Consider the following 23,215-nt stretch of genomic DNA (forward strand, 5'->3'; position numbering starts at 1 on the left):
GTAGAGAGGTACTCTCTACTACACATATATTGTTCTAGTGGGCGGTTCGTAGTCTCTTAAGTAGAGAAGGTGAACCGCCCGGTAGAACGGGTGATATACATTATAAGGAGGCGTTACAATGGAGCCAAATATTAATACGCAAGATGTAAGTGGGAAAAAGCCATCATTATTCGGGATGATTACATCTCCTAGCGTACAGTTTGAACGAATGAAAACGAAGAGTCCGGTTTGGGGAGCATTCTTTCTTTTCATTATCATAACTGCAATTGTAACTAGTATTACGATGTACCAAGCGATGACTAGTCCAGAAGTATTGGCAAATGTTCCGAATCCAGAAGCTGCTAAAATGGCAGGGTATTTTGGGATTGGACTTGGAGCTATCGGAGGAATAATTGGTACAGCATTTTGGTTTTTTGTTGCAGCAGGGGTTTATAAAATTATTATGATGTTTATGAGCAATGATACACCATATATGAAGGTATTATCTATTTACTTATATACGTATACCATTACAATTTTAGGAGCTATTGTAAATCTTATTTTAAAATTGATAATTGGTGGATCTGCAGAAACTTCTTACACAAGTTTAGCACCTTTATTTGAACCAGGTACGTATCTTCATGGTGCTGCTTCAGCGTTTGAGGTTTTCAGTATTTGGGGATTAGTTGTTATGGGATTAGGGTTACAAATTGTAGCAGGATTAAGCAAGAAACAAGCAACAATACTGATTGTAATCTTCTTTATCCTTTCTGTTGCATTTAGTAGTTTAAGTGGTATTGGTTCTAGCTTCTCTAACTTAGGTCAATAAGATTATGAAAGCGGCTTTTTTTAGGGTCGCTTTTTTTATTTGCACTTACTTCATATAGCGGTATGGAAATTTTAAATTTAGCTTGTCCAAATTTGAAATTTGCGAGATAGAATTTGAAATAACTTGCCATGAAATTTCCTTTCTCTTTTTATATTGTAAAAGTACCGCGGAATAACAAAAAGGTATACCTTTTAGAAATGGGTATGAGATGAAGCCGGTCACTTTTACTGAGGCAGTTACTTTGTATGAGAAAATGATTAAAAATCAAATGAAGCGGCTCTGTTTATATAAAGATTATGAGGAGTTTTATCAGTGCGGTTTAATTGGATTATGGATGGCATATGAAAGATATGAGGAAGAGAAAGGAAGTTTTTCGAATTATGCATTTGTGACAGTGCGTGGGTATTTACTAGAGAAATTAAAGAAGGAGAATCGATTTCAAACATACCACACTTGCTTTGAACAAGAGCATTTAGAACATGTATGTGGAGTAGTAGAGGTATCATCGGAAGTTTACGAGTATATGAGTTTGTTAAATGAACGAGAAAAGTATGTGATTACCGAATCTTTTTTTGGGGGAAAGACCATTAATGAAATTGCAGATGAGATGGGGTTAACGTACTATCAAGTGAGGTGGATATATCGGCAGGCGCTCAAAAAGATGCGTACAGAGGTGTAGTGAGCAGAAAGTGGAGGCAGGTGAAACAGACTGACTCCACTTTCGTATATATTTTAAAAATCGTTATGAAAATCTTCAAGCATCATTTGAGCTAAAAGATTACCAGCTTTTCTCCATTGTAATTTCATTTGATAAGCACTAATGGAGAGAGTGGTACTGTCTCCATTGCAAAAATATACGATAGCCCGGTTGTTAGCACCTTTTTCTATATATGCGATGTTTTTATAAAATAACCATGTGCAGTCCCAAGTATGAGGAGAATGAGTAGGAATGGCGCAGATGAAACGGCGGTGATCAATAGGAATTGGTGTGTTTTGATATAATTTCCATTTTGCAACGATTGCCTTTCGTCTTCCCTCGTATGTAGAATAATTGTGTGAGATAATGAGCTCCTTTATGATTTCAAACGGTGTTTTTGGTGAGTAAAAAATTTCATCCGTAGTATAGATTTGAGTGCGAAAAAAAAGATCCCTATGCGGTAACAGCATCATTATCATATTTGAAATAGTATGAATCTTTGCTATCTCCGGCAATGGAAGACCTCCTTTAAAATTAAGATGGTTTACACATTTTATAATAAAGACCAAATATAAAATTAGATTTAAAATAATGTAAAAAATTGTAAAGTTATAGAGGTTTTTAGAGGATTTCTTCTATAATCCTTTTTATAATTTGCATCGCTTGGACATATATATGAGAATAGAAAGTGTTAGGCGGGTGATAAAAGTATGAAAAAGAAATATATCATTGCGGCTCTCGTTGTTCTTTTGTTTGTTTATTTAGCTAATAGTAACCCGAGCAAAGGAGAGTATACAGAGTGGGCGGCAAAACAATTCATGAATCGAAATGATATTAGTAAAAAGCTTACAGAAGTTGAAAAAGAGGATCCAGATGGGTTACTCGGGGAACTTGCAACAATCGGTAAGAAATTAGCGAACAAATATGTACAACCTCAAGTAGGAGTGTTAATTGATCATTATACAAAACGAAATGATTATCTGTTCTTCTCGACGTATACAACGGAGTTCACGCTTGGAAAGGAACAGTATAAATATGTTTCGGTTGGATTTTCCCATATTTTCATTCCAATTGAAATGCCGAAGAAAAAAGACGAAGCCGCAGCGTAAGGCAGCTTCGTCCTTTTTGTATTAAGGAGCAATATTTACTTCTGTTACTGTCTTTTCAACAAGTCGTGCACCTTTTTTTTGTGCGTTTTCTCCAAGTGATAAGAAAATGGAAGAAGAAAGAATCGTATCCATCACTTGACTAATAGTTTGCTCATTGACAGGCGTAACGGGATTATCGAGGGAGAAAACAACCGTTTTTCCATCTTCTTTCGAAAAAATTAATTCTAGCGTTTGCATAAGTTATACCTCCTTTATAGGTTTGAAAGATCAGCTGTGCTGACAACTTGTACAGCGTGAAGTTTTAATTCTTGTAAGGAAGAAAGCGCGCGTGCAACGTCATGTACTTTTTCTAAATCAGCGTTTGGCTTAACTTGTTTAAACTGTTTGTTTTTAAATACTGTTTTTCCATTTTTGTCTAGACCAGCGTTTAGAACAAGTCGTAAAGTTAAATCCGTTACAATGGTTTCCACCGCCATGTTCTCACCCCCTTTTCACCATATATATAGGAGGTAATAGTAAGATTTTGGCGTGAATTTTTTTCTTTTTTTTGGTACGCTTAGGAGAAGGAGAGAGGAGTTTCAAAAATGAAGAGAAAGTGGTTATTTTGGATTCCCGTTTTATTATGGATGGGAATTATTTTTTATTCTTCAGCACAACCGTATAAGAAGCAAGATATGCGTTCAGATATTGAGCAGTACGTGAATGTAGAGTTTGTGAAAGAGCACTTTTCATGGGTATCGATTGATTATGGTGGAGGAACCCCGGTTAGTATTGCGAACAAAGGAGTCGGTGGTTTTATTGAATTTTTCCTTCGCAAAGGTGCCCATTTCATGGTTTTTTTTATGCTTGGTGCATTGACATACTACGCGCTTTATCGCTCTAGTTATGCAAGGAAGCGATCGTTTCTTTTTGCGCTACTTTTTGTTGCCGGTTATGCAACATTTGATGAGATTCACCAGTGGTTTACAGGGGATCGTACACCGATGTGGCAAGATTCCTTGTTAGATACGTGCGGTGGACTGACAGGTATTCTGATTAGCAATTGGTTTTGGCATAGAAAAAGGAGCTCATCCCATTAAGGATGGCTCCTTTTGCCGTTTTATACGCCAAGAAGTGTTTTCAGTTCGTCTGTAGATAGCTCTGTTATCCAGTTATCGCTTGTGATAACTGCATTGTTGAGCGATTGTTTACGTTCAAGCATTTCATCAATCTTTTCTTCCAGTGTTCCTGTTGTGATCAGTTTATGCACATGGACGAATCGTTTTTGACCGATGCGATAAGCTCGGTCTGTTGCTTGATTTTCAACAGCTGGATTCCACCAGCGATCATAGTGAATGACATGGTTAGCTGCAGTTAAGTTTAGCCCTGTACCCCCAGCTTTTAAGGATAGAATAAAGATATCATATGTTCTATTTTGGAATTGTTCAATCATTTTATCACGCTCTTTCTTTGGTACACTTCCATTTAAGTAAAGAACGCGCTGACCAAATGTTTCTTCTAATACAGTCTGTAACATGTGCCCCATCCCGATATATTGTGTAAAAATGAGGCAGCTTTCATTTTGCTCCTTTATATTTTCAATCAAATCCATTAATGTTTGCATTTTCATGGAACGCTGTACAATATCTTTTGGTACATCTTCTTTTAAATAGAGAGCAGGATGATTACAAATTTGTTTTAGCTTATTTAGCATAAGTAAAATAAAGCCGCGTCTTTCGATTCCATTTAAGTTTTCTACATTTTTTAATGTATCTTGTACAAGTTGTTCGTATAGCGATGCTTGCTCACCAGTTAACGGGCAGTATGCTTTTTGTTCTTGTTTATCTGGTAAGTTCAATGCGACTGTTTGATCTTGTTTTGTACGACGTAGTAAGAATGGTGAAATGAATCGCTGTACTTGCTGGATTTTGGCTTCATCTCGATCCTTTTCAATCGGTGTAACGAAGCGGCGCTGGAATTGTCCAAGGCTTCCAAGGTACCCATGATTTAAAAAGTCAAAGATCGACCATAGCTCAGCAAGGCGATTCTCCATCGGTGTTCCTGTTAACGCAATTTTATGGTTCGCCTTTAAGTTGCGAACAGCTTTCGATTGCTTCGTATGTGGATTCTTAATATTTTGTGCTTCATCTAAAATAATAGAATCCCAACATAATGTGCTTAATTCTTCTTCATCAAGTTGCGATAGTGCATAAGAAGTTAGTACAACATCTGCATCTTGTAGAAATTCTTTAAAAGTTTCTCCTTTCGCGCGATTGCTACCATAATGTAATGTTACTTTTAAATGGGGAGCGAAGCGCTCGAATTCTTTCTGCCAATTCCCAAGAACAGATGTTGGTGCAACAATTAAAGCGGGACCTGTTTGAAGCTTGTTTTCTTTTACATAGAGTAAGTAAGTAATTGTTTGGATACTTTTCCCAAGACCCATATCATCTGCTAATAATGCTCCAAATCCAAGCTGGCGTAAATATAATAGCCAACTAACGCCATGTTCTTGATACGGGCGAAGTGTTGCTTGTAAGGAGGATGGTATTTCAATTTTTGGAATGTCACCGATATGTAGCAATTTTTGGAAAAGCTCTTCATAATAGTCATCTAGCTCAATTTCAATATCAGCAAATGGACTCTCTTCTTGGTCCATTTCTATTTCGGCTGAACTAGATAAGTGCTGCTGCAACACATCTTTCATTTCCAGTCCGTATTTGTCCGCATGTTTCATCAGTTTTTTTACTTCTTCAATAAAGGCAGGATCAAGCCTCATCCATTGTCCATTTAAATTGAACAGTCGTTTATTTTGCTCGACAAGTTCAAAAAATTCGCTTTCTGAAAGATCAATTCCTTGTGTAGAAACACGCCAATCAAAATTCACGAGTGTGTTCATACCAAAGAATGATTGTGTTTGCGCTTTATTTTGCTTTAATTGGATGCGCAGTTTTGGTTTCGTTGCTTTTAAATTTTGCCACCAAGATGGTAATAAAATCGTAACACCGGCGGCTAATAATTCATTGCTTGCTTCCGTTAAAAAGTTCCAAGCCTCTGTTTCATAGAGTTCATCTCGAAAATGGTCCTCTTCTTTCAGCCATGGAACAAGCTTGCTGAATCCTTCCTGCATTTCTTTAATTCGGTCCTCATAGCCTTTCCATCTCTTTGGCAATGAATGAGAGTCAGTATATATATAGATGCGATGTGCTCCGCGTTTTGGCGTAAGAATTGTTTCCAATTTCCACATTTCAAAGTCATCATGTGGTTCTTGTAAACGAAGACCGATTGTGAAGGGAAGGTCGTCTTCCATATAACCAATTTTGCGGAGCCAGTCTTCTTCATGAAGTGCCGTCTCTAGTTGTTTTTTTGAAAACTCATAATGCTCATATAATCGCTTCGCATTTTCCCATCCGTCCCCTGAGCGAGTATCTTGTAAAATACTTTCATTAACAGCTTCGGAGAATAAGGTCGCTAGCGTGCGATCTTCAATAGAATCTTTCTCTACCTTCCATGATGGAGAATGAGCCCATCGCTTCATATCAGGGAAGAAGTCCCCGGTTACAAAGGCATCCCATAGTTCTTTTGCATCTGGCGTTAGTAGGATAGCTGGTCCATTCCATTGCAGATTGGCAAAGGAGTTCATCGGTTTATTTGCAATGTATTCAAATGCCTGAAGGTTCGTTAAGATAAACCCATGTCGTCCGTCATAACTTGCTTTTTTTAAAAAAGTACCGTAAAAGGAAGTTGAGTGCCATGTAAAGGCATTTTGTCTCCAAGCCACCTCGGGTAATGGATGCCCGGTTTCATTCTCTCCCCAAAGGAACCAACCTTGATTGACATATTGGAGCCGAATTGTTACTTCAATTTGTTTGATCATCGATTAATTTTCCTTTCCGTAATTCCTCTTGTAGGGCTCGTAAGCGTGAATGTAAATTGGCAATTTGAATGATGAAGGCACTCCATTCCTCTGTTCGCTTTAGCCGTTTATACAGCATACGTAATTTTTTTAAATAACGAACAGCGCGGCGATAAGACTTTCGATTTCGTTCCTCAATTGCTTGTACTGTGGCAAGATGATAAAGAGGGAGCGCTGCTTCAGGTGCTTCTTTTTCAATTTCTTTTAGCGGCTCCTTTAATAATTCAATTGCCTCAAGACCATGCAGGAGGTGTAATTCCGTCCAGGTGCGATACTGTTTTTTTGCCAATGCATATTGTTCATAATTCGCGAAGCTGTACGGTAATAAATCTTGCAAAATCATTTCCAGCCCAGCTTGTTCATTCATTTGTGTCGCATATGTTTCATACATCATGACAAATAAACGAACGATATCTCTCACAAAAATCGTATCGGCTTGATCTTGGATTGTTTTTTTCACTTGTTTATATGTGAAAGACAGCCAATTTTTTGCACGATCCCACTGCATCGTACTTAGCAATTCCTCTAGCCAATCAAAATAAAGACTAACGACTAACGCGGGTTGTTTTTCTAATAGTTCCATAGCCCCTTCATCATTTCGCTGTAGAAAGAGTAGGTGTGAAGATGCGAGTGCTTTTGAGAGCGGGTGCATCTTTGTATCAATACGTTCCTTCTCTTCCTCAAGGAGAAGGTTCTCTGTTAAGAGTTCTCCCCATATATGACGATAAATAAAGAATCTTTCTTGTGTATAGGAGTCTACTGAGAAGAACATAGTATGTACGAGTTGGGCCGTTTCCTGCAAAATGGGCTTACATTCAGCAGGTGCAGGTTCTGATTTGAAATCTCGTACAATGGACTCCACTTTATCTACAAATAGATGAATGACATTAACGGGTTGATGATAAGAATAGATTTTTCGTGTTTCAAACTCTTCAATTTCTTCTAATAGTTTTTGAAAAGAATATAGCGCACCATGCAGTTTATATAACTCATGGATCGCAACAACGCGCGGAGCTTTCCGTTCCAATTTCATATAAAAATCTGTAAAAATGCTCATTAGAAAATACATTTGTTTATAAGTAAGACGCGCTTGTTCTTTCTTAAACGTTTCATATTCAGAGTCAAAGTATGAATACCAACTTGTATAATCCGTTTCTGCAAAAGAGGAGGATTGTAGCAGTTGTCGTGCCGTTCGAATGGGTGTCTGCGATGGTTTCGTTTTATTTTTAAATAATTTTAATACATCTCCCACTTTTCCAAAACTAGAAGCAGCTGATAATAAGACGGCAAGCATATGCTCGCATTGTGTTGGTGCGAAACAATCGCAATAACTGTCTGATACATTGCGAATGGGAATATGAACGCTATATATGTTTCTTTCAGCCTCTACCGTTCCTGATAGCGTATACCCATCAAAATCTACGTTATAGACAACACCGCTACGATATAAATGACGAGCATTCGCAACATGTTCTTGATCAGTCGCTTGCTGCGGATCTAATCCTTGAACAAATTCACTTGCAATCATCATAATTTCATCTTTTGTAATTGAATGTTGCAGCATAATTTTCCTCCGTACAAAAATTTTCGTTCCTTTACCATTATAAACAAAAATGTAGGAAAACAGAAAAAAAGGAATTACAGAAGAATGATTCATAATAGATGTCCGCAATGTAGAAAGGCAAAGTGCTATGAAGTATAAAGTAATGACGTATGAGGAATATCATATTCGTTATGGTGATGGGTCAGTGAAGTTTAAAAGCCTTAGTAATGACCATATGGTTACGGTAAATGAAGATGGAAAAGTACTATATCATTCACTTGTAGTAAATAATACGTGAAAGTCTGAGGAAATTGCTGGTCCGATGCATGAACTAGAAAAGAAACTATCTCGTTAACGGGATAGTTTCTTTTCATAAGGTTGATTTTAGGATAATACGGCTTGTACATAAGGATCTTGTAGAATTTTGTTAATGAATGGAAGCATGTCCGTGCGGAAGGGAATATCGATTGGAAATGGTTTTTGTGACCCGGGCTTAACACCGTATTGGACCATTTTATAATGTGTCTTTTCATCATGCTTCAGCATGATGAATTTATAGCGGTTGTCATCTTGTTCAATCGAGAAATCAATGGAGATTGCATCATATGTCACACCACCATCTTTATATATGTAAGACTTCGGAGTTCCAATCCAGTCTATTTTTGCTTGTAAGTTCATATTTCTACCTCCTTACTGTCATTATAGAAAAATAAAAGCCAGCTCTCAAATATAAGAGAACTGGCTTATTATTTAGCAGTTATTGATTATTTTAAAATTTTCACTTTTACCGTTTTACGTCCCCATTTGTTAGCAACACTATCTGAACCAACTAGAACGTCGATACGGTTTCCTTTAATTGCACCGCCAGTATCACCAGCGATTGCTTCTCCATAACCTTCTACCCATACTTTTGATCCTAATGGAATCACTTTTGGGTCAACAGCAATCATTTTCATATTTGGATTCGCTGTTAGGTCATGACCCATTGCAGTTAATACACGGCCACCATATGTGCCGCCGTTTTCACTTGGATGAGCTGTATATGCTGTCGCTACAACCGTTAACTCACGGCCGCCAGCAGGCGCACTTGTAGCAGCTGCTTTTACTTGCATGGCAGGTTTTGCTTGCGCAGCTGATTTAGCAGGAGCTTGTGTTTCTTGTTTTTCTATTACAGGAGCTTTACCTGTTAAGAAAGGAACATGAACATAAGCTGTTTTCCCGTTATATTCAAATTGTAACCATCCATTTTGTACTTGGTTCGTCGTTTCGATTTTATCATCTTTCTTTAACGTACCAAGAATTTCTGAATTTGTGTTTGCTTCTGCACGTACATTTAATACGTTAGCAGTTACATAGTAGATGCTTTTTGTGAACTCTGCACTTACGAATACGTCTTTATCATTAAATTTGATTTGTGACCATCCGTTTTCTGTATTTATAACATCTAGTTTATGACCATTTAATACTTTTCCTACAACTTTTGATTCCGTAGTTGGGTTTTCTCGTACATTTAGTACGTCTGTCGTTACAACAGTTTCTGCACTAGCAGAAGTAGTGAAAATCCCAAGACCAAAAACTGCTGCTGTTGCTATACCAATTAATTTTTTCATGATAGCCTCCATTGCGTTTGTTTTCGTGTCCTCATTATAGCAACAGATTTTTTTAGAATTGGGGAAATCACAGAATTACAAACCATTCGTAAAGAATCATTAATACTTTGTAACATATCAAAAAAGAATAGAAAGCGTTTTTCATTCCTTATTTTTAAGTAGTTTATATTATATATCCTTCATTTTTGATATAGTAGCTATTTTTCGGTAGAGATAAAAATATTACAATGGTATTACGAAAGCTTTACTAATATGTTACATTCCTTGAGTATTTTACTAATTTATGACTAATATAGTTATATAAACATAAATATTTTATGTGTAGATTTAAAAATACGTAATATATCTCAACAAAAAACCGCATAATTGTTACAAAAAGAAAGAGTAAATATCCATGCATTTTCTCTTTTTTTACAACTGTAACACATCTTTTTTTAGGAAAGTAAATTCCTATCCGCATTTATCTCGCATCATTTGACATTGTAATCTTCACCTTTTGCTTTTCAAGGAAGTAAAAGGATGATTTAAGGAGATACAAATTGTCTATAAGAATTCTAATTGGTGGCAATTATTTTACACATTTGTAGACAGATATCGGCAGTATTACTGTAATTTATCCGATTTAACACATTGGAATTAATGTCATTTTACAAAGCGAAAGAAACCTACGAAGGGGGATTTGATGAGGAAACTGACGAAAACATTTATTGTCTCATTGGTATTATGTCTTGCATTTACGATTTGGGGGATTATTCCTGAATCAATAATTGGAAAAGGAAGTTTAGGAAATGTCACAACCGCTATCCAGAATGTGTTAGTTAGTAAGTTTGGTTGGTTTTATATTATTTCTGTTTCTATTTTCCTAGGGATTTCTATCTTTTTAATTGTTTCAAAATACGGTTCGATCCGTTTAGGGAAAGATGATGATGAACCTGATTATAGTTATTTAACATGGTTTGCCATGTTATTTAGTGCTGGTATGGGAATTGGACTGATTTTCTGGGGCGTTGCGGAACCATTAAATCATTTATATGCACCACCATATGGAGAAAGTGCTACAGAACAAAGTGCACGTCTGGCGCTTCGCTTCTCATTTTTCCATTGGGGTTTACATCCGTGGGGGCTATATGCGCTTGTAGCGCTTTGTATTGCGTATTTTACATTCCGAAAAGGAAAACCAAGTACCATTAGTGCGACCGTAGGCTCTTTATTTAAGAGTGGAGAGCATGGGCGGGTTGCACATATATTTGATGTATTAGCTGTCTTTGCAACAGTGTTTGGTGTTGCAACTTCGTTAGGACTTGGTGCACAACAAATCGCGGGCGGTATTGGGTATTTAACTCCTATACCGAATTCATTAACAACACAACTCGTGATTATTGGAATTGTAACAGTTCTGTTTATGTTATCTGCCCAAACAGGTTTGGATAAAGGGATTAAATATTTAAGTAATACGAATATTATTTTAGCTTTTGCACTGATGGCAATTTTATTATTTGCAGGTCCAACGAACTTTATTATGAATTATTTTACTTCGACAATTGGAGCCTACATTCAGGAGTTACCAAGCATGAGTTTCCGATTAAGTCCATTAGATAAAAGCGGAAATCAATGGATTCAATCATGGACAATTTTCTATTGGGCATGGTGGATTGCATGGTCACCATTCGTTGGGACTTTTATTGCTCGTGTATCGCGCGGACGTACGATTCGAGAGTTTGTAATTGGTGTACTGCTCGTTCCAACATTAATTGGGGCACTTTGGTTCTCTGTTTTTGGTGGTACTGGTATTCATATGGAATTATTTGACCATGCAAATATTTATGAACAAATTAAAGAGATGGGAACAGAAGTTGGATTATTCGCTGTGTTCGATCATATGGGTAGTATCGGTCCTGTGTTATCGGTACTTGCAATTCTGCTGATTTCAACGTTCTTTATTACATCGGCGGATTCTGCGACATTTGTTCTTGGTATGCTAACAACACATGGTAGTTTGAATCCACCAAATCGCATTAAGTTGATTTGGGGTATTGTTCAAGCAGCATTAGCAGCAATTTTACTCTATGTCGGTGGTTTAGCTGCATTACAGACAGCTTCCATTATTGCGGCGTTTCCATTTGCATTTGTTATCTTCTTTATGGTAGCCTCATTATTTAAAGAGTTGCAAAAAGAAGGGCGAAATCGCCAACGTAAATGATTGGAAAAAGAGCTGATTGGATCAGCTCTTTTTTTACGAAAAATAATATCGATAATTCGACAGAGAAGGTCGATCAGCTAATGAATTTTGTGTTTTTTCGCATTATTTTCATAAGTTATTCATATTTTTGACAAAAAATTGTCAGAAATGTGTTGTCACTTTTCCATATATATGTTATATTATTTCTTGTAAGCGATTTCAATAAAGTTTTAAGCGTATTCAAGGGGGACAACTAGAACAATGAAACGTTACGAAAGAAAGTGGAAGCATATTTGTTTGAAACGTGTAGCACATCGCAATGTGCAAGAAAGCACGGAACCAAAGACGCAAGTAGTGAAAGAGCAACAAGACAAGCAATTGGTTTTACAAAAATAGCAGTCACTTTTTCGTATATAAATGAAAGTAGATCGTTCGTTGGGGGATGGACGTGAAACTTACTTTCGGCTAAGGGGTATTTGTCCGATATATAGACTTTTGGTCAAAAAATAAGCACAGAGCATACGGCGCTCTGTGCTTATTTTTTAATCAAACGTTTGTTTAAATAGGGCTACTTCTCTTTTTTGAACCGAACCGTTTTATCCCAACCGATGACTTGTTTTTTACTTTTTGCACGCAAATAAAGAATAAGGCTACGAATAAATAAGTAAGTAAAGAGCTGTGCATAGGTAAAGTACATCATGATACTAATGAAAATATTTATTGGTGTAAATGTTCTTTCAACACTTTGCGAACTAAATAGTTGGGCAGTATACGTAATATATGCGACATACCACATAAATAGTAATGGAATAGTATATTGAATGTGAAATAGACCAAGTAATCCTACAATGAACCAAACATTCGAGATGATTAGAAATAACCAAAAGACAAGGTACACGAGTACTTGCTGTAAGGAATGGACAAGCAACTTTCCTTTAAAGAAACTGAATGAAGAAAATATTTTTTCTAAAATGTATAAGTTTCCTTGTAGCCAGCGTGTTCGTTGTTTAATCAAAATTTTTAAGTGCTCTGGTTCTTGTTCCCAGGTAACAGATTCAGGGACGATCGGTAGTACATAGCCCTTTTGCGTAATTCGTAATGTCAGTTCCGCATCTTCTGCAATTGCATATGGATCATAGCCGCCGAGTTCTTCTACAGCAGACCGGCGAAGGAGCATATTTGTCCCTGTAAGAGAGCCAGTTTGAAATAACAGCCAGCGTCCGGATTGCATGAGAAGCTGGAAAATTTGAAATTCTAGCGAAATCATTCGGGTTAACCAATTTCGTTTCTCATTTATCGTTCGAACATGTCCCACTGCACCAACTGCATCTTCGGTTGTTTCAGCATATTGTACAAGCATTCGTAATGCATGTGGTTCGGGCTGATTGTCGGCATCATATACACAAAAATATTTACCATTAGAAATGCTAAGGCCATAATTTAATACGCGTGATTTCCCTTTTGGTTCGCCTGGCGGAACGCGAATATGGCGAATATGAGCATAAGCTTTATCGAATGCATCTCCAATTTCGGGTGTTTCGTCTTTTGAGTTATCATTTAATAGATAAATGGTTAGTTGACCTGGATATTCAATCTTTGCTATTGCTTCTAGCGTATCTTTCATAACGATTCCTTCGTTATGTGCTGGAATGAAAATATCGACACTCGGATAATGTTCCAATAAAGGTTCTTTCTTCTTTCTATTTCGATGAATCAGCCCTGCAATCGTTAATAATGAATAATAAGCAAGTAGGGCTGAAAATAAGAAAGCAGTACAAATTAAAACATATTTAATAGAGAAGACGATGCTAATTAAAAGGACAAGTATGCAAAATAGGAGAAAGAATAGCAAAATAATGAGTGTCATCATAAGGTTCTAGACTCCTGTCCATTCACTTGCTTTTGTGTGATTTGAATTTGTTGTATTGCATCGTCGGTTAGCCATTCTTTCATTTTCGGATGCAGTCGATTTATGACAATTTCAGCGCCAGCTATATCTGTATTTTGAAGTAAAGTCACGAAAGTATTATGATCATATTTTCCCACAAGGTCAAAATCTTGTCGTACAGTAGAAAGTAATAAAGAAGCGATGCGATCCATAACACTTTTCTTTGTATGTTTACTAAAAGATGTGAAATCGAAATAGATAATCATTCCTGTTTCTCTGCGACGTTTCATGGCAGCAATTAACAAAGTTTGGCGTCTTTCAAATTCTGTTCTTGTTAGGAGCTTTGATTCACCGATGTACTGTTCTAACACTTGTATTCGTTCGGTTAATTTTTTATTTTCCAGAATCACTTGTTTTAACATATAAGTTGAAATATATACAAAGAAGAAGTTAGCTATCATAAGGAAATGTGTAATCATATACTCCAATTGTAGGGGTGTGCTCCATAAGTAAACCCATGACTGGTAGAATAAATAGAATACAGAAAGAATCGTCCCAAGTATAAAGAGTACAAAAGCCTGTTTGTCTGGTATAAATAAAAACAGTATGTGAATGCAGACATAGGAAATTGTAAAGAGTATAGCGTGTTTATATGTTGTTATATATATGGTTGTAAAATAAAATAAAATTTGTACAATCCAGAGTAGTAATACTTTTATAGAGTTATGCTTCATTTGATTCCTCCTAAGGCTTGTATTTGTAATATGCACAGTTATATAAGAATGAATCATAGTTATTTTAATTTATACATACGGATATAGTGAAGTTGTTCGTTTAGAAGTTTTCATATGAAAGGGGTGTGTATGAATCAAAAATAAAAGCCCATTCCAATGAGTTGGAATGGGCTTATCATTTTATAAGAACATCATACCTGCAACTGCTGCATTTAAGAAGTTCGCTAATGTACCAGCGATAACTGCTTTAATCCCTAATTGTGCAATTTGTTTTCGGCGCGTTGGAGCAAGTGTTCCTGTTACACCTAATTGAATTGCAATAGAAGAGAAGTTTGCAAAACCACAGATTGCAAATGTTAAGATCATAACAGTCTTATCAGAGAGCTCTGATATATGTGGTCCTAAGCTTGCATAAGCAACGAATTCGTTAATTGCAAGTTTCTGACCGATGAAACCAGCTGCTTGTACAGCTTCGTTTGGTGAAATCCCAATTAAGATAGCGAATGGTGATAATAAATAGCCAAAGATTAAATCTAGGCTCAATTTAATATGGAACCAAGAACCAATCCATCCTAATAGGCCGTTTAGTACAGCAATTAATGCGATGAAAGCCATCAACATTGCCGCTACGTTAATCACGAGTTGCATCCCTTCAGATGCACCACGTGCAGCTGCATCAATAACGTTTGCATCTTCACGTTCGGTAGAAAGCTTTACGTTGTTATCTGGTGTTTCTGTTTCCGGCATGATTAATTTTGCAATTAATAAGCTTGAAGGTGCTGCCATGATTGCAGCTGCTAATAAATGCTCAAGCGGAATTCCCATAGCTGCATAGCCGACAAGAACGGATCCAGCAACTGCTGTCATACCGCTTACCATAACGGTAAAGAATTCACTATTTGTTAAGCGTGCTAAGTACGGTTTAATTAAAATTGGTGCTTCTGTTTGTCCTAAGAAAACAGTTGTTACAGCATTTAAACTTTCGGCTTTAGAAGTTCCAAGAAGTTTGCTTAATGCGCCACCAACGATACCTACAAATTTTTGCATAATACCAAAGTAATATAAAATTGCTACTAATGAACTAATAAATACAATTGGAAGTAGTGCTTGAATTACGAATACAAATCCCCAAGGGCCTTTTGCGTTTACTAAGTCCCCAGCGACAAATTTAATCCCCTCATAAGAAAAGTTAATAAGACCTTGGACGCCATCAGAAGCGATCTTTAATCCAGCTTTTCCAGCATCCCATCGTAATACGATGAAGGAAAATGTAATTTGTAGCGCTAGCGCAATTAAGATTGTGCGCCAATTAATAGCTCTGCGATTGGAAGATAATAAAAATGCGATTGCTAATACTCCAATCACACCGCCAATTCCCCATAAAAAATTCATGCAGTGTAAATCTCCTTTCTCATAGTAAAAAAGTATAAATAACGGATGTCTATACTGCTAGAAACATAACATCTTAAGTAACTTACCATACCGGACCTCTGAGGTCAAACATCCATATAAAAGTTTAAATAAAAAGAAAATTCATGAAGAAAACACATATAAACAGGAGAAAGGAGAAATAGGTTATATCTTTTCATGAGGAGAGATTTATTATGGTAACGTTATGAAATATTTTCATAGAATATAGTATATGAAATGAAAAGGAAGCGACATATTTTTAAAACAAGAAAAGAGCCTTCTAGCAATCTAGAAGACTCTGAAACTATCAATTAAGGTGCTTTCGTATAACCTAAGAAATGACTCTTCCAATAAGAGTTACTTAATGAAGCAACAGCTACACCTTTATCTCCAGCTTGGATAAATGATCCACCACCAAGATAAATGCCCATGTGGGAAGGACCTGATTTATAAGTGTTTTGGAAATAAATTAAGTCGCCAGGCTGTGGATTTGAAGTCTTTGGTAGGCTGCTCCAATATCCCGCCACACTTTGACGGCTAATGTTATGACCGAATTTCTTATATACATGGAAAATATAACCACTACAATCCACACCATTAGCAGAAGTTCCGCCCCATACGTATGGAACACCTGCCATTGATTTTGCATATGCAAGGATAGATGAGTTATTACCACTATTATTTGTATTGTTATTATTATTGTTTTGCATGTTAGATGGTGTATTAGGTTTTGTTTCTACTGCACCACCAACTGGTGTTTTAGATAAGAAACGAGTTCCGATATAACCAGTTTGTCCGTTATAGTTAATTTTACTCCAGCCTGAGTTTTCAGAGAGTACTTGAACTTTATGGCCGTGAGGAAGAGCACCGATAATTCGGTAGTTTGTACCTTCGCCGCTACGTACATTTAATGCGGAGGCATTTACATAATAATCTCCAATAGCTCCCTGTGATTGTGGTGTCTGTTGTTTAGGTGGTTCTGGCTGAGCTGTTCCGCCCTTAACAAATTTTACAAATTCACTACTCACATACCCAGTTTGACCTTGGTGATTAATTTTAAACCAACCATTTTCGCTACCAGTTACGTGTAATGTTTGTCCGTTTAATACACCACCGATTACGCTATGGTATGTAGCTGGACCCGTACGAACGCGTAAAGATGTTGCATTTACAACGTAAGTTCCGCCAGTTTGGACAGTTACATGACTACCACTTTGATATTTTGGCTCTTCTTGATTTCCTTGAATGACATTGTCGTTAGAGCCGCCTTTTGTTACATAGTCTTTACTAATGTAAGCTGATTGGCCAGCATAGTTAATTTTAAACCAATCTTGCACTTCGCCAACAACTTTTACAACTTGTCCTTTACGAACAGATCCTAAAATAGTGTGAGAAGTGCTAGGTCCTGTACGAACGCGAAGGGAAGATACGTTTATCGTATAGTTTCCGCTTGCTGCTTGTACAGTTGCATGATTACTATTGTTATTTGCAGGGCTAGCGCTTGGAGAAGCACCAGATACAAATTGGCTGCTTACGTAACCAGTTTGTCCATTATGGTTAATTTTAAGCCAGCCATTCTCTTGACCGATTACGTTTAATGTTTGCCCTTCGTACACACGGCCTATAATAGAACTAGAAGTGTTAGGACTTGTGCGTACACGTAATACATCAGCCGTTACTTTGTTCTTTCCACCTGTGCTTACATTTGGTTTTGTTGCATTGCCTTGTGAAACGAACTCACTGCTCACATAACCAGTTTTTCCATTTAAGTTAATTTTGAACCAACCGTTTTCTTGACCAATGACATTTAACTTCTGCCCGTTGTACACGCGAGAGATAATGTGATGAGAAGTACCAGATCCTGAACGAACGTGTAACACATCAGCGGTTACAGTGTAATTTGAACTATTTGGTGTTGCGACTTGAACAGACCGTGTAGCAGGGTTTTGTGGAGTTTGCTCTGGGGCAGCTTGAACACTATCAAGTGTTGGAGCTGCTCCTCCTGCTACAGACACCGCCGCAAGACCGGCAAGATATTTTTTCATGTTTTGTCGATTCCTTTCTGTCTGTAGTATAGTGAAGAAATATTTACCAACTGTTAAAAATTCTAAAAGGCATGTCGATTACTGTCAAGACTTATGAAGGAATCTGAATATGACAAAAAGGTTACAAGACAGAAACAAAGGTAGATTCTTTACATTGATTTTTATTTGAAATACATATATTTGAAAAAAATGAGCGGAACATTATTCGTATTTATGGAAAAGAAATGTCAGAAGTTGTGAAGCTCTGGACGAACGATTTTTGTAATAATTTCGTAATTGGTCCCACATGTCCATTTTGAATTGCGGTTCCATCAAGATGCGTCATCGGTAAAATTTCTATTGTGGTTCCTGTAAAAAAACATTCATCTGCATGGTAGACATCGCGAATACTAAAGAGCTCTTCTTGTACAGGAATCTTTAATTTATTTGCTAAAGATAGCGTATATTGGCGTACAATTCCATTTAAGATTAAGTGATTCGCAGGGTGTGTATAAAGAGTACCATTTTTTATAAGAAAGAAATTAGAGTGACTTCCTTCTGTAACGATACCGTTTCGAACGAGAAGAGCTTCTTTGCAACCTTTACGTTCTGCTTTTGTATAGGCTAATACGTTCGGTAATAAATTAAGGGATTTAATATCGCAACGTAACCAGCGCACATCAGGTTCTGATATAGCGCGTACTCCATATTCAATCCATAGGGAAGGTCGTTCTTTTTTCGAGATATAAGCATAGATTGTTGGAGGTAAATCAAAGGAAAATGCATGTGCACGTGCTTGGATACCGCGGGAAACTTGTAGATAAATCGTCCCATCTTCGTGAAAGTGATTCTTTTCGATTAATTTGTAAAGTAATACAATGAGCTCTGCTTTCGAAAAGGGTAGTGATAATTCAATTTCTTCCATTGAGCGATAGAGCCTTGTTAAATGTGGCTCTAATAAATGAAAGTTGCCTTTATAGAGCCGAATGACTTCATAGACACCATCGCCAAATTGTAATCCGCGTTCTTCTAAATCTATGTATGGATTTTTTTTTTGTGCATCAATGATTGTCTCGTTCCACAGTATAAATCTTTCATATGCCAAATTACATCCCATCCTTTCCAAATCACATACGTGATGAGGCGTTTTTCTCATTCTGTATAGTAAATGTTATGAAATATATTTGTATGTTGTGATTTAGGAGTGACCAATATTTTATATATAAGCCAGTATTGTTATTGTATTTTGTATATACAAATTCGAAAATGAGAAATAAGAATCCTGCTTTTTCAATTAAAAAAAGCAACATTCATACGGAATGTTGCCAAGGAGGGTAGCTATATTTCATAGGGACATTGTCTTATTAAAGGCTTGGTGAGTGACAAAGCAAAATGCCTTTTACAGACAATTAGTGTCACTTCTGTAACACTAGAAAGTTGTGAACAAAATTCCAGTCATTTCTCATGGGGATGTATCGAACAAAATACGAGAGAAGAGAATGGTTTGGAATGTTGTTTACAAATTCAATTATAAAGATGTTTCGTGAATTTAATGTAAATATTTAGTGAAGATTATGTAATTTTAGCATAAAAAAAGGGCTGAGATTACTCAGCACCCTTTTTGTCTTCTTTAATAATTGTTTTTACTTCACCTGTTTTAATTTTGTTGCTTTCTGAGAATCGAAGTAAGTCTCCCTCGATGAGTTGATCGGACATGCGGAGCTCATTTTGTGCACGATCAATTAACGCTTGCGATTCCTCTTTTGGTAATTGTACAACTTCACCTGTCATACGGTCGTAGAATGTATTGTTTGCATACATATATTTATCCGTAACGAAACTACCATCGCGGAGAACAACGAATCCTTTATAATCTGGTGAGAATACGTCATGACCAAAGCGTACATCATTACTTGAATCAACACCAAGTAAATTTAGGATGGTTGGTTTAATGTCAATTTCACCAGTTGGTTTTGAGATTGTTTTCCCTTCTTTTTGACCTGGAACGTGAATAAACATAGGTGTCTTTTGTAAGTTCATATGGTCAAATGTTGTAATTTCTTCTTTTCCTAAGAACTGTGCCATAGCACGGTTATGGTTTTCAGAAATACCATAGTGGTCACCGTAGAATACAATAACAGAATTGTCATAAATACCTTCTGCTTTTAGACGTTCAATAAAATGTTTCATTGCTTCGTCTAAGTAGCGAGCTGTTACCATATAGCGGTCAAATACTCCATCACCAGAATTGTAAGGTTCAATTAATTTCGTACCTTCATCATATGTGAATGGGTAATGGTTTGTTAACGTTAGGAAGCGAGTATAGAATGGTTGCTTCACTTGCTTTAACATATCAATGGATTGATCAAAGTATTCGATATCTTTTAATCCCCAGTTTAATTTCGTTTCTGGTGTAATCTTATAATCAAGTTCGTTGTAGTAACGATCATATCCTAATGCTGGATACATCATGTTACGGTTCCAGAATGTTGCGTTGTTTGCATGGAATACAGCTGTGTAATATCCTTGCTGACGTAGAATTTCTGGAGTCGCTGTATATTCATTGTTACCGTGTGTGAAGAATACAGCACCGCGATCAAGTGGATACAATGATGTATCTACTAAAAATTCAGCATCTGATGTTTTTCCTTGCCCAGTTTGATGGAAGAAGTTATCAAAGTAATAACTTTCTTTTACAAATTGGTTTAAAAATGGCGTAACTTCTTGATCGTTTACTTTTGCCCCAATTAAAAACGTTTGTAAGGATTCAAGAGAGACAACGATTACGTTTTTCCCTTTTGCAATCCCAAACATGTTTGGATCCGGTTTGCTTTGTGTTGTTTTCACGTAGTTTTCTGTTTCTTGCAGCTTGCTACCATCAGCGAATGCTTTTTGGGAACTTGATTTTGCTTGCAACCCAAGGTCATACACTTGGTGAGCATATAAACCTAAGTTTTTAACAAGCATAACGCGGTCAAATGAGCGTGTTAATAGTTCTGGACGTTCTGTTTCTGCCAGACCTAAGTTTGCAAAGAAAATGGCGATCGTTGATACAAAATATAAAGAACGCATTGGACGTGATACACGTTCTGTTTTTGCGAAATCTTGCTTTTTCTTAAGCAGTACGAAGAAAAGTATAATGTCAACAAAAGCAACGACGATTTTGTAGTTAAGAAGTTCTTTTACACTAGACCCTAACTGTCCGAAGTTAGATGTTTGCCCAAGAACTGGTAAAGTAACAAAGTCGTTATAGAATCCATAAAACATTACGTTACCAACTAGAATGATTGTTAACACAAAATCAATTCCAAGTGCTATATAGTTGCGTTTCTTTCCTTTTGCAAATAATGCAAGACCTACAAGCAGTAATGATGCTGCTAGTGGGCTAATAAATAAGATAAACTCTTGCATGAAAGATTCAAGTTTCAAATCAAAACTTGTACGTGTAATGATGTAAGTTTTTAGCCATAAAGCTAAAGCAACGAACAAAGTAAAACGTACATTATGAAATTGTGATTTTAAAGATTCCTTCATCCATTCCACCCTTTCTCTGTCAGGCTTGGTCGATTTTGGAGCGAAAAATGCTAAAATAAAAAATACATAGTTTCTCTTGTTATGAGCAGTATTTTCTATTTACTCATATACGACTTTAACTATGCATACCCTTTTTGGTTTCTTTTGTTAAATCATAAGTATAACGTCATTTTTGTATTATACAACAAAATTCAATTCTGAGAAACACTATAACATTTGACATTTTTTTGTATTTTTCATTGTGACTGCCAAAAAAACTTTAACATTGGTTTATATGTTCGTCAACTAGAAAATATAACAAAGGTAAAAGGAGATGTTAAGAGAATTTTAACATTTTATATTGAGAAATATAAGGGAAGACATACGATGTAATCTATTAGAAAATGATTATATGAGAACAAGCATATGAAAATAACTAGAACACTTGTTCTTTTTAGGGTTGTCTGTTAAAATACAATTTGATTGGTAAAATCTATGTATATGCGATGAATGTTTTGAAATGCAAGAAGATCGTTCGTTGGAAGTATAACAAGATATGGAGGCTTTTATATGGAAAGAAAATTTTCAGTGGAAGCATTTTGGAAGAAAATAAAGCATGTGGCGAAACAAGCAGGTCAATCTGTCATTTATGCAAGTTTATTGCTGTTTTACGTGTTGCAAAGACAAGATGTTCCGAAACGAGTGAAGGCGACAATTATTGGAGCGCTTGCTTATTTTATTGCGCCGATTGATGCGATTCCTGATTTCATAGCCGGCATTGGTTATACGGATGATTTAGGTGCACTAACGGCCGCATTATTGCAGGCATCCATGTATGTAGACGAAGATGTAAAGGAAAAAGCAAAAATGAAATTAGCCAATTGGTTTGGTTCAGGCATAGATACATCGTTTATCGATCAACATTTAAATCAATAGGTAAGAATTGTCCTGTACTTAGAGGGCGAACATAAGCGAGGAGTGCATTATGCCATCAGGAAAAACACATACGAAAATCAACTTACTTTCTCTTCCGATTGTTTTGTTTTTGCTTGTTTCGTATGGTCTAACAAATTTTGATTTTCTCTTAACGTTTGCCATTGGCTTTTTAGTAGGTACATTTTTTTTAACACCGGATTTAGATATCCATAGTAGTGCTTATAATAAATGGGGATTACTTCGAATTTTTTGGTACCCGTACCAATGTATTATGCCTCATCGTTCTTTTTTGACACATACAATTATAATCGGTGATCTCATTCGGATATTGTACATGTTACTCGTTTTCTCTCCACTTTTATACATATTCAATCAAACTGTATTGGATGGAAAATTAGTCGATATAGCGAAAGAACATGAAGTAGGATTGATAACATTTGTACTAGGAATTATTGCAGCTAGCACATTGCATATTATAGCGGATCAATTCAATACACGGCGAAAAAAACTGATGAGAAGAAAAAAGAGAAGACGAAGAAGATAGAACCTGTGCCAAAAGGTCGTAAAAAATGACTTTTTGACACAGGTTTTTCTTTTGTGCTAGAAGCATAAACTCACATCATAGTAGCGATTTTTCACTATATATCGCCGATAATCTGACAAATTTTTTTGAATTACAAAAAGTGAGTGAAGCTGAAGAAGAAAGCAGAAAAACATCAACTCGTGTGCACAATGAAACATATAATCAAACGTTTGTTTAAAATGAATCAACCATACTCTCATTTAAAATAATAAAATTTTCAAAAAATGTTTTTAAAATAAAAAATGATGTGGTAAAGTATAGATATAAAAAAATGAAAACGTTTTCT

The 23,215-nt window shown here is 36.3% G+C and carries 21 protein-coding genes and 1 pseudogene; 9 read left to right on the forward strand and 13 right to left on the reverse strand.

Annotated elements, in window-relative coordinates; all coding sequences use genetic code 11:
- Nucleotides 1-118 precede the first annotated feature (118 nt).
- Nucleotides 119-808, forward strand: a complete 690-nt coding sequence (gene yknW / locus MR063_RS17625; protein WP_242200407.1) for a YknW family membrane protein — start codon at nucleotides 119-121, stop codon at nucleotides 806-808.
- A 208-nt stretch (nucleotides 809-1,016) separates the two neighbouring features.
- Nucleotides 1,017-1,487, forward strand: a complete 471-nt coding sequence (locus MR063_RS17630; protein ID WP_242200409.1) for a sigma-70 family RNA polymerase sigma factor — start codon at nucleotides 1,017-1,019, stop codon at nucleotides 1,485-1,487.
- Between the two features lie 53 nt (nucleotides 1,488-1,540).
- Here MR063_RS17630 and MR063_RS17635 read toward each other — a convergent pair whose 3' ends face one another.
- A complete protein-coding gene (locus MR063_RS17635; protein ID WP_242200411.1) occupies nucleotides 1,541-2,020 on the reverse strand; it encodes a competence protein ComK in 480 nt (159 codons plus the stop codon).
- Nucleotides 2,021-2,215: 195 nt separating this feature from the next.
- On the opposite strand from MR063_RS17635, the gene MR063_RS17640 reads away from it, so the two are divergent.
- Nucleotides 2,216-2,614: a DUF4359 domain-containing protein gene (locus tag MR063_RS17640; protein ID WP_242200412.1), complete on the forward strand. Its 399-nt coding sequence runs from the start codon at nucleotides 2,216-2,218 to the stop codon at nucleotides 2,612-2,614.
- A 21-nt stretch (nucleotides 2,615-2,635) separates the two neighbouring features.
- Here the strand turns inward: MR063_RS17640 and MR063_RS17645 are convergent, their stop codons facing one another.
- Complete coding sequence (locus MR063_RS17645; protein ID WP_242200413.1) at nucleotides 2,636-2,851, reverse strand: DUF2922 domain-containing protein; 216 nt, start codon at nucleotides 2,849-2,851, stop codon at nucleotides 2,636-2,638.
- Nucleotides 2,852-2,865: 14 nt separating this feature from the next.
- A complete protein-coding gene (locus tag MR063_RS17650; RefSeq protein ID WP_087099367.1) occupies nucleotides 2,866-3,090 on the reverse strand; it encodes a DUF1659 domain-containing protein in 225 nt (74 codons plus the stop codon).
- A gap of 108 nt (nucleotides 3,091-3,198) precedes the next feature.
- Here MR063_RS17650 and MR063_RS17655 point away from each other — a divergent pair, with 108 nt between their 5' ends.
- Nucleotides 3,199-3,693, forward strand: coding sequence for a VanZ family protein (locus MR063_RS17655; protein ID WP_242200414.1), 495 nt, complete (start codon nucleotides 3,199-3,201; stop codon nucleotides 3,691-3,693).
- 20 nt (nucleotides 3,694-3,713) lie between these two features.
- On the opposite strand, the gene MR063_RS17660 is transcribed toward MR063_RS17655, so the two are convergent.
- Nucleotides 3,714-6,470, reverse strand: a complete 2,757-nt coding sequence (locus MR063_RS17660; RefSeq protein WP_242200415.1) for a DEAD/DEAH box helicase — start codon at nucleotides 6,468-6,470, stop codon at nucleotides 3,714-3,716.
- Nucleotides 6,454-8,073: an SWIM zinc finger family protein gene (locus MR063_RS17665; protein WP_242200417.1), complete on the reverse strand. Its 1,620-nt coding sequence runs from the start codon at nucleotides 8,071-8,073 to the stop codon at nucleotides 6,454-6,456. The genes MR063_RS17660 and MR063_RS17665 overlap by 17 nt, the downstream gene beginning before the upstream one ends.
- A 64-nt stretch (nucleotides 8,074-8,137) precedes the next feature.
- Here MR063_RS17665 and MR063_RS17670 point away from each other — a divergent pair.
- Nucleotides 8,138-8,350 (forward strand): annotated as a pseudogene (locus tag MR063_RS17670) (TcaA NTF2-like domain-containing protein); the annotation flags it as partial.
- An 86-nt stretch (nucleotides 8,351-8,436) separates the two neighbouring features.
- Here the strand turns inward: MR063_RS17670 and MR063_RS17675 are convergent.
- Entirely contained in the window at nucleotides 8,437-8,730 is a 294-nt protein-coding gene (locus tag MR063_RS17675; protein ID WP_242200420.1) for a DUF3910 family protein, read from the reverse strand.
- 86 nt (nucleotides 8,731-8,816) lie between these two features.
- Nucleotides 8,817-9,662, reverse strand: coding sequence for a cell wall-binding protein EntA (locus MR063_RS17680; RefSeq protein WP_242144863.1), 846 nt, complete (start codon nucleotides 9,660-9,662; stop codon nucleotides 8,817-8,819).
- A 682-nt stretch (nucleotides 9,663-10,344) separates the two neighbouring features.
- On the opposite strand from MR063_RS17680, the gene opuD reads away from it, so the two are divergent.
- A complete protein-coding gene (opuD, locus tag MR063_RS17685; RefSeq protein WP_242144864.1) occupies nucleotides 10,345-11,862 on the forward strand; it encodes a glycine betaine transporter OpuD in 1,518 nt (505 codons plus the stop codon).
- 240 nt (nucleotides 11,863-12,102) lie between these two features.
- Complete coding sequence (locus tag MR063_RS21855) at nucleotides 12,103-12,237, forward strand: hypothetical protein (protein ID WP_087095574.1); 135 nt, start codon at nucleotides 12,103-12,105, stop codon at nucleotides 12,235-12,237.
- A 172-nt stretch (nucleotides 12,238-12,409) separates the two neighbouring features.
- Here MR063_RS21855 and MR063_RS17690 read toward each other — a convergent pair whose 3' ends face one another.
- From MR063_RS17690 to MR063_RS17715, 6 genes are all read right to left on the reverse strand, one after another.
- Nucleotides 12,410-13,711, reverse strand: a complete 1,302-nt coding sequence (locus MR063_RS17690; protein WP_242200422.1) for a glycosyltransferase family 2 protein — start codon at nucleotides 13,709-13,711, stop codon at nucleotides 12,410-12,412.
- On the reverse strand, nucleotides 13,708-14,463 hold the full coding sequence (locus tag MR063_RS17695) for a GGDEF domain-containing protein (RefSeq protein ID WP_242200424.1): 756 nt from the start codon (nucleotides 14,461-14,463) through the stop codon (nucleotides 13,708-13,710). The genes MR063_RS17690 and MR063_RS17695 overlap by 4 nt, the downstream gene beginning before the upstream one ends.
- A 180-nt stretch (nucleotides 14,464-14,643) precedes the next feature.
- The gene (locus tag MR063_RS17700; RefSeq protein WP_242200426.1) at nucleotides 14,644-15,855 is read right to left on the reverse strand and encodes a NupC/NupG family nucleoside CNT transporter; all 1,212 of its coding nucleotides are present in this window, start codon (nucleotides 15,853-15,855) and stop codon (nucleotides 14,644-14,646) included.
- A gap of 329 nt (nucleotides 15,856-16,184) precedes the next feature.
- Nucleotides 16,185-17,918, reverse strand: coding sequence for an SH3 domain-containing protein (locus MR063_RS17705; protein WP_242200428.1), 1,734 nt, complete (start codon nucleotides 17,916-17,918; stop codon nucleotides 16,185-16,187).
- A gap of 211 nt (nucleotides 17,919-18,129) precedes the next feature.
- Nucleotides 18,130-19,014 (reverse strand): D-amino-acid transaminase, encoded by an 885-nt coding sequence (locus MR063_RS17710; protein WP_242200430.1) that lies wholly within the window; start codon nucleotides 19,012-19,014, stop codon nucleotides 18,130-18,132.
- Between the two features lie 488 nt (nucleotides 19,015-19,502).
- Nucleotides 19,503-21,431: an LTA synthase family protein gene (locus tag MR063_RS17715; RefSeq protein ID WP_242200432.1), complete on the reverse strand. Its 1,929-nt coding sequence runs from the start codon at nucleotides 21,429-21,431 to the stop codon at nucleotides 19,503-19,505.
- Between the two features lie 549 nt (nucleotides 21,432-21,980).
- Between MR063_RS17715 and MR063_RS17720 the strand changes: the two genes are divergently transcribed.
- Both MR063_RS17720 and MR063_RS17725 read left to right on the forward strand, forming a co-directional pair.
- A complete protein-coding gene (locus tag MR063_RS17720) occupies nucleotides 21,981-22,346 on the forward strand; it encodes a YkvA family protein (protein ID WP_242144872.1) in 366 nt (121 codons plus the stop codon).
- Nucleotides 22,347-22,395: 49 nt separating this feature from the next.
- Nucleotides 22,396-22,890, forward strand: a complete 495-nt coding sequence (locus MR063_RS17725) for a metal-binding protein (protein WP_242144873.1) — start codon at nucleotides 22,396-22,398, stop codon at nucleotides 22,888-22,890.
- Nucleotides 22,891-23,215 lie beyond the last annotated feature (325 nt).

The organism is Bacillus cereus group sp. BfR-BA-01492, from assembly GCF_022662815.1.
Taxonomy (GTDB): Bacteria; Bacillota; Bacilli; order Bacillales; family Bacillaceae_G; genus Bacillus_A; species Bacillus_A cereus_BD.

Excerpts from the sequence above, each read along its gene's own strand:
- yknW (WP_242200407.1), top strand. The coding sequence starts at position 119 with ATGGAGCCAAATATTAATACGCAAGATGTAAGTGGGAAAAAGCCATCA.
- MR063_RS17630 (WP_242200409.1), top strand. The coding sequence starts at position 1,017 with ATGAAGCCGGTCACTTTTACTGAGGCAGTTACTTTGTATGAGAAAATG.
- MR063_RS17640 (WP_242200412.1), top strand. The coding sequence starts at position 2,216 with ATGAAAAAGAAATATATCATTGCGGCTCTCGTTGTTCTTTTGTTTGTT.
- MR063_RS17645 (WP_242200413.1), bottom strand. The coding sequence starts at position 2,851 with ATGCAAACGCTAGAATTAATTTTTTCGAAAGAAGATGGAAAAACGGTT.
- MR063_RS17650 (WP_087099367.1), bottom strand. The coding sequence starts at position 3,090 with ATGGCGGTGGAAACCATTGTAACGGATTTAACTTTACGACTTGTTCTA.
- MR063_RS17655 (WP_242200414.1), top strand. The coding sequence starts at position 3,199 with ATGAAGAGAAAGTGGTTATTTTGGATTCCCGTTTTATTATGGATGGGA.
- MR063_RS17660 (WP_242200415.1), bottom strand. The coding sequence starts at position 6,470 with ATGATCAAACAAATTGAAGTAACAATTCGGCTCCAATATGTCAATCAA.
- MR063_RS17665 (WP_242200417.1), bottom strand. The coding sequence starts at position 8,073 with ATGCTGCAACATTCAATTACAAAAGATGAAATTATGATGATTGCAAGT.
- MR063_RS17675 (WP_242200420.1), bottom strand. The coding sequence starts at position 8,730 with ATGAACTTACAAGCAAAAATAGACTGGATTGGAACTCCGAAGTCTTAC.
- MR063_RS17680 (WP_242144863.1), bottom strand. The coding sequence starts at position 9,662 with ATGAAAAAATTAATTGGTATAGCAACAGCAGCAGTTTTTGGTCTTGGG.
- opuD (WP_242144864.1), top strand. The coding sequence starts at position 10,345 with ATGAGGAAACTGACGAAAACATTTATTGTCTCATTGGTATTATGTCTT.
- MR063_RS21855 (WP_087095574.1), top strand. The coding sequence starts at position 12,103 with ATGAAACGTTACGAAAGAAAGTGGAAGCATATTTGTTTGAAACGTGTA.
- MR063_RS17690 (WP_242200422.1), bottom strand. The coding sequence starts at position 13,711 with ATGATGACACTCATTATTTTGCTATTCTTTCTCCTATTTTGCATACTT.
- MR063_RS17695 (WP_242200424.1), bottom strand. The coding sequence starts at position 14,463 with ATGAAGCATAACTCTATAAAAGTATTACTACTCTGGATTGTACAAATT.
- MR063_RS17700 (WP_242200426.1), bottom strand. The coding sequence starts at position 15,855 with ATGAATTTTTTATGGGGAATTGGCGGTGTGATTGGAGTATTAGCAATC.
- MR063_RS17705 (WP_242200428.1), bottom strand. The coding sequence starts at position 17,918 with ATGAAAAAATATCTTGCCGGTCTTGCGGCGGTGTCTGTAGCAGGAGGA.
- MR063_RS17710 (WP_242200430.1), bottom strand. The coding sequence starts at position 19,014 with ATGGGATGTAATTTGGCATATGAAAGATTTATACTGTGGAACGAGACA.
- MR063_RS17715 (WP_242200432.1), bottom strand. The coding sequence starts at position 21,431 with ATGAAGGAATCTTTAAAATCACAATTTCATAATGTACGTTTTACTTTG.
- MR063_RS17720 (WP_242144872.1), top strand. The coding sequence starts at position 21,981 with ATGGAAAGAAAATTTTCAGTGGAAGCATTTTGGAAGAAAATAAAGCAT.
- MR063_RS17725 (WP_242144873.1), top strand. The coding sequence starts at position 22,396 with ATGCCATCAGGAAAAACACATACGAAAATCAACTTACTTTCTCTTCCG.